The organism is Mesorhizobium sp. M4A.F.Ca.ET.020.02.1.1, from assembly GCF_004022645.1.
Taxonomy (GTDB): Bacteria; Pseudomonadota; Alphaproteobacteria; order Rhizobiales; family Rhizobiaceae; genus Mesorhizobium.
The window spans coordinates 1-5,466 of record NZ_RZOI01000406.1 but is presented as its reverse complement, the minus strand read 5'-3'; the positions used below and the strand labels follow the sequence as shown (position 1 = coordinate 5,466).

The window sequence follows — 5,466 nt, the reverse complement described above, 5'->3', positions numbered from 1 at the left end:
GGCGCTGCACTTGCCGCTTTCGGCCTGCGTCTTCGTCGACGACCAGAAGCGCAATGTCGACGGCGCGATTGCCGCCGGCATGCCCACCGTTCATTTCGACGTCGCCCGACCGGCGCGAAGCTATGCCGAGGCGCTGGCCCATTTCGGCCTGACGCTCTCATAATCGGAAAAACCGGAGCCCCTCCCGATGCGTGACATCAACTTCCTCACCGAAAACAACGCCAAGCCGATCTGGCACCCGATGGCGCATCCGGCCGAAATGCGGGCGAGCCCGCCGAAGATCATCATGAAGGGCGAAGGCGTGTCGGTCACCGATGTCGACGGCCGCACCGTGCTCGACGCCGTTGGCGGCTTGTGGAACGTCAATCTCGGCTACAGCTGCGATCCGATCAAGAAGGCGATGACGGCGCAGCTCGACGCGCTCCCCTATTACTCCGGCTTTCGCGGCACCTCGACCGGACCCTCGATCGAGCTCGCGTATGAGCTCACCGAATGGTTCGCGCCCGAAGGCATGGTGCGGACCTTCTTCACCTCGGGCGGTTCGGACTCGGTCGAGACGGCGCTCCGGCTCGCCAGGCAATATTGGAAGATCCGCGGCCAGGGCGACCGCACGAAATTCCTGGCGCTGAAGAAGGGTTATCACGGCACGCATTTCGGCGGCGCCTCGGTCAACGGCAACGCCAATTTCCGCCGCAACTACGAGCCGCTGCTGCCCGGCGTCTTCCATACCCCGGCGCCATGGACATACCGCAATCCGTTCGACGAGACCGATCCGGCGAAGCTGGCAAAGCTCTGCGCCCGGGCGATCGAGGACGAGATCGCCTTCCAGGGCGCCGACACCATCGCCGCCTTCATCTTGGAGCCGGTGCTCGGCGCCGGCGGCGTAATCGTTCCGCATGAAAGTTTCATGCCGCTGGTGCGGGCGATCTGCGACCGCCACGACATCCTTTTGATCGCCGACGAGGTGGTGACCGGCTTCGGCCGCACCGGCGCGTGGTCGGGCTCGCGGCTCTCCAGCACCAAGCCGGATTTCATGACCATCGCCAAGGCGATCACATCGGGCTATTTCCCGCTCGGCGCCACCATGATCGGCGCCAAGGTCGCCGATGTCTTCGAGGCCGACAAGACGAGCTTCGGTGCCATCGGCCACGGCTACACCTATTCCGGCCATCCGGTCGGCTGCGCGGCCGGGCTGGCGGCGCTCGCCGAGACAAAACGGCTTGCCGTCAACGAGAACGCGGCGGCGCGCGGCGTCGAGCTCGGCAAGGTTCTGGAAGCGCTGAAGGCGAAGCACGCTTTGGTCGGCGATGTCCGCTACCAGGGCCTGATGGCGGCGCTAGAGCTCGTCTCGGACCGCGCCGCCAAGAAGCCGGCCGACAAGAAGACATTGGCCGTGGTGGCCGATGCCGCCTACCAGGCCGGCGTCATGCTGCGCGTCTCCGGCAACACCGTCATCCTGTCGCCGCCGCTGGTCATCTCGGCGGCCGATGTGGCGAAGATCGGCGAGGCGCTGGATGCCGGGTTGTCTGCTGCGGCGTGAGTAAGTGAGTAGTGAGTAGTGAGTAGTGAGTATGAGTAGAATTTCGGCTCGAACATTTGTTCAATCCTCGCTCCGTTTACTACCTACTACTCACTACTCACTCTTTGTCTCCGCCACGTCGCCGGCGGCAAGCCAACCCCCTGCCGAAAGAAGCGCGAGAAATAGGCGGGGTCGTTGAAGCCGGTCTCGTAGGCGATGTCCTCGACCGTGCGTATGGTGAAGAGCAGCAGGCGCTTGGCTTCGATCAAGCGCCGGTCGCCGATAGCCTGCCGCACGCCTGCGCCCAGCACCTGGCGCGCGGCCTTGTCGAGCAGGTGGCGGGTGGTGCCGAGTTCCTCGACATAGCGCTCGACCGGCCAGTCGTCGCGAAAATGGCGGTCGATCAGGCGCCGCAGCCGGCCGCCGAGCGCCACCGCCGCCGGCACCGTCACCGCTTGCGATTGCGCATCGAGGCGGGCGATGCCCGACAGCGCCACCGCGATCAGCGGCGGCAGGATTCTTTCCACGCCGGGCAGCCTGTCGGCATATTCCGCCTGGATCATCCTGACCGTATTACCCAACCTCTCCCACAGCGCGCCCTCGCCGCGCCCCGTGACGAAAACCGGCTGGTCGAGCGGCAGCGCGGACTGCTCGGCGATGGATGCGAGCGCCGCATCGGCGACCGAGACGACGATGGCATCGGTGCCTGGTTCGATGTCGAAGCCATGGACCACGCCGCTCGGCATGAAGCTCACGGTGGGAGCGGAAAAACTCCAGGTCTTGTCCTCGATCCGATAGGTGCCGCTGCCACCCGTCCAGAAGGTGATCTGCGCCATTTGCGGATGTTTGTGCGCCAGAACCTGGCCGCGATGCACGGAAGCGCGCGCCTGCACCGTCTCGACATGCAGGAAACCGACGTCGAGCGCCCGTGCCGGCTCGCCGTAGACGAAGAATTCGGGAATGGCGGTCTGGCTCATGGCGGCCCGAAAAAGTCCAAGTGATTTATCGCTTTCGTCCATAAACCATCGCGCGGCTTGCGGCTACTCTCCACCAATCAAAGGGAGGATCATGATGCGATCGGAAGATTTCCGGGCCGACACGAAACGGCCGTTCACAGGCGCCGAATATCTCGCGAGCCTGCGCGACGGGCGCGAGGTGTATATCAATGGCGAGCGGGTCGCCGATGTCACCAGCCATCCGGCGATGCGCAATTCGGCGCGTTCGCTGGCCCGCCTCTATGACGCCTTGCACGACCCCAACCGGCAGGCGGCGCTGACCGCGCCGACCGATACCGGCTCGGGCGGCTATACGCATAAATATTTCCGCGTCGCCCATTCCGCCGCCGAGCTTGCCCAGCAGCAGACCGCGATCGCCGACTGGTCGCGCATGTCCTATGGCTGGATGGGGCGCACGCCCGATTACAAGGCGGCGCTGATGAACACGCTCGGCGCCAATGCCGAATGGTACGGCCCGTTCAAGGACAATGCGCTCGCCTGGCACAAACGCGCCCAGGAAGCGGTCCTGTTTATGAACCACGCCATCGTCAATCCGCCGATCGACCGCCACAAGCCGGCCGAGGCCGTGAAGGACGTGTTCGTGCACATCACCAAGGAGAACGATGCCGGCATCTGGGTGTCGGGCGCCAAGGTGGTGGCGACGTCGTCGGCGCTGACCCACTACAATTTCCTGGCGCAAAGCTCGGCGACGGTCACCGAGGACCCATCGCTGTCAGTGATGTTCATCGTGCCGATGAACGCGCCGGGGATAAAGATGTTCTGCCGCGTCTCCTATGAGCAGACGGCGAACACGACCGGCCAGCCTTTCGACTATCCCTTGTCGTCGCGCTTCGACGAGAACGACGCGATCCTGGTGCTGGACAACGTCTTCATCCCTTGGGAGGACGTGCTGGTGCTGCGCGACGCGCAGAAGATCCTGTCCTTCCATCCGGCGTCGGGCTTCATGCACGGCTACTGCTTCCAGGGCTGCACGCGCTTCGCCGTCAAGCTCGACTTCCTCTGCGGCCTGCTCGCCAAGGCGCTGCGCGCTACAGGCGGCGATGCCTTCCGCGGCAACCAGGCAGCACTCGGCGAGGTGATCGCGCTGCGCCACATGTTCTGGAGCTTTTCCAACGCCATGGCACACAACCCGATCCCGTGGGCCAGCGGCGCGGTGCTGCCCAATCTCGAGGCGGCCCTCTCCTACCGCACCTTCATGTCGGAGGCCTATCCGCGCGTCATCGACACGGTGCGCCGGGTGATCGCCTCGGGGCTGATCTACCTGCCGTCCTCGGCCAGGGATTTCGACAATCCGGAGATCGACCGCTACCTCGCGCAATATGTGCGCGGCTCCAACGACATGGGCCATGTCGAGCGCATCAAGATCATGAAGCTGTTGTGGGACGCGACCGGCACCGAATTCGGTGGCCGCCACGCGCTCTACGAGCTCAACTATGCCGGTGCGCCGGAAGAGGTGCGGCTGCAGGTGCTGAAGGGCGCCGAGCGCGGCGGCCGGCTGAAGCAGATGGAGGAGCTGGTCGACCAATGCATGGCCGACTATGACGAGAAGGGCTGGACCGGCGACACCTGGCTGCCGCCGCTTTCAGCTGCGGCGAGCTGAGGAGGCCGGCCATGGAGGCGCAGGTCTCGAGGCTGGAATTCCGTGACGCCATGGCGCGGGTCTGTGCGCCGGTCAACATCGTCACCACGGACGGCCCGGCCGGGCGCGGCGGCTTCACCGCCACCGCCATGTGCAGCGTTTCGGACGATCCGCCGACGCTGCTGGTTTGCATGAACGAGCGCTCGGCGCAGACCGGCCTGTTCCTCGCCAACCAGCGCTTCTGCGTCAACGTGCTGACCCAGTCGCACATGCATTTGGCGGGAAAGTTCGCCGGCGCGATCCGCGACATGGCCGAGCGCTACAATGCGGCGCGCTGGCAGACTATGCCGTCCGGCATGCCGGCGCTGCTCGACGCCATCGTCAGCTTCGACTGCGAGATCGGCGCGGTGAACAAGGTCGGCACGCACAATGTGATGTTCGGCCGCGTCGTCGACATCCGCCACGGCAGCGACAAGGCGGCGCTGCTCTATGTCGGCCGCAACTACATGCAGCCGAGCGCGGTCGGCAGTTTCGGGGGGTGAGGAGCGGCGCCCCCTCACCCGGATTGCCAACCGGAATTGCGAAGGGCAATTCGGGGCAATCCGACCTCTCCCCAAGGGGAGAGGAGATCGCCAGCGCCAGCGCTTGTCTCTTCTCCCCAGCGGGGAGAAGGTGGCCGCGAAGCGGCCGGATGAGGGGGCGCTCGCGCGAAACTCAGCCCTGTTCCGTCGACTCCGACTGGATGAGGCTTTCCAGCATATCCAGCAGCCGCTCATGCTCGGCGGCGCCGTAGCGCTTCTCGATCGCGTCGTAGATGGCGATGCGCTCGGGCGTCAGGTCCTCGATCAGCGCCAGACCAGCCGGGCTGATGGCGAGCAGCGCGCGGCGGCCGTCATCCTTGACCTTGTTGCGGGTGATGAACTCACGTTCCTCCATCGCCTTGATGATGCGGGTCAGGCTTGGCGGCAGGATGGAGGCGCGGTTGGCGAGTTCGGTGGCCTCCAGCGGCCCAGTCTCGGCAAGAACCCGCAGCACGCGCCATTGCTGCTCGGTGATGTCGTGGCGGGCAAGCATCGGCCGGAAATGCGCCATGATCACCTCGCGAGCGCGAAGCAGAGCCATCGGCAGGGAGCGACGAGTGCTCGGTGGTAGCAAAATCAGGTCTCCGAAAAATCCAATCCAGTACGAGTCGCGGTAAATATTAGCACCCCGATCGCAGCTATATCCGCGATTTTACCGGGAGCGGCAATCCCGCCGCCGGGACACAGAGAACGACGCTTGACATTCGATCGTCAAGATGTAATTCACATGTTAATTAAAAGGTGGAGGAAACCTTTGCCCCATATGGCGAT

At 64.8% G+C, this 5,466-nt stretch carries 5 protein-coding genes and 1 pseudogene; 4 read left to right on the top strand and 2 right to left on the bottom strand.

Annotated elements, in window-relative coordinates:
• Both EN742_RS39525 and EN742_RS22440 read left to right on the top strand, forming a co-directional pair.
• A pseudogene (locus EN742_RS39525) lies at nt 1-163 on the top strand (HAD family phosphatase); the annotation flags it as partial.
• A gap of 24 nt (nt 164-187) precedes the next feature.
• Nucleotides 188-1,540, top strand: a complete 1,353-nt coding sequence (locus tag EN742_RS22440) for an aminotransferase class III-fold pyridoxal phosphate-dependent enzyme (protein ID WP_128333288.1) — start codon at nt 188-190, stop codon at nt 1,538-1,540.
• An 86-nt stretch (nt 1,541-1,626) separates the two neighbouring features.
• Here EN742_RS22440 and EN742_RS22435 read toward each other — a convergent pair whose 3' ends face one another.
• Nucleotides 1,627-2,496: a helix-turn-helix domain-containing protein gene (locus EN742_RS22435; RefSeq protein WP_126056110.1), complete on the bottom strand. Its 870-nt coding sequence runs from the start codon at nt 2,494-2,496 to the stop codon at nt 1,627-1,629.
• Nucleotides 2,497-2,590: 94 nt separating this feature from the next.
• On the opposite strand from EN742_RS22435, the gene EN742_RS22430 reads away from it, so the two are divergent.
• Together EN742_RS22430 and EN742_RS22425 are read left to right on the top strand one after the other, a co-directional pair.
• Complete coding sequence (locus tag EN742_RS22430) at nt 2,591-4,135, top strand: 4-hydroxyphenylacetate 3-hydroxylase N-terminal domain-containing protein (protein ID WP_127405551.1); 1,545 nt, start codon at nt 2,591-2,593, stop codon at nt 4,133-4,135.
• 11 nt (nt 4,136-4,146) lie between these two features.
• On the top strand, nt 4,147-4,656 hold the full coding sequence (locus EN742_RS22425; protein WP_127405548.1) for a flavin reductase: 510 nt from the start codon (nt 4,147-4,149) through the stop codon (nt 4,654-4,656).
• Nucleotides 4,657-4,828: 172 nt separating this feature from the next.
• Here EN742_RS22425 and hpaR read toward each other — a convergent pair whose 3' ends face one another.
• Entirely contained in the window at nt 4,829-5,236 is a 408-nt protein-coding gene (gene hpaR / locus EN742_RS22420) for a homoprotocatechuate degradation operon regulator HpaR (protein WP_245455560.1), read from the bottom strand.
• Between the last annotated feature and the right edge of the window lie 230 nt (nt 5,237-5,466).

What these genes read in the sequence shown, in the direction of transcription:
- EN742_RS22435 (WP_126056110.1), bottom strand. Translation starts at nt 2,496, where the DNA reads ATGAGCCAGACCGCCATTCCCGAATTCTTCGTCTACGGCGAGCCGGCA.
- hpaR (WP_245455560.1), bottom strand. Translation starts at nt 5,236, where the DNA reads ATGGCTCTGCTTCGCGCTCGCGAGGTGATCATGGCGCATTTCCGGCCG.
- EN742_RS22440 (WP_128333288.1), top strand. Translation starts at nt 188, where the DNA reads ATGCGTGACATCAACTTCCTCACCGAAAACAACGCCAAGCCGATCTGG.
- EN742_RS22430 (WP_127405551.1), top strand. Translation starts at nt 2,591, where the DNA reads ATGCGATCGGAAGATTTCCGGGCCGACACGAAACGGCCGTTCACAGGC.
- EN742_RS22425 (WP_127405548.1), top strand. Translation starts at nt 4,147, where the DNA reads ATGGAGGCGCAGGTCTCGAGGCTGGAATTCCGTGACGCCATGGCGCGG.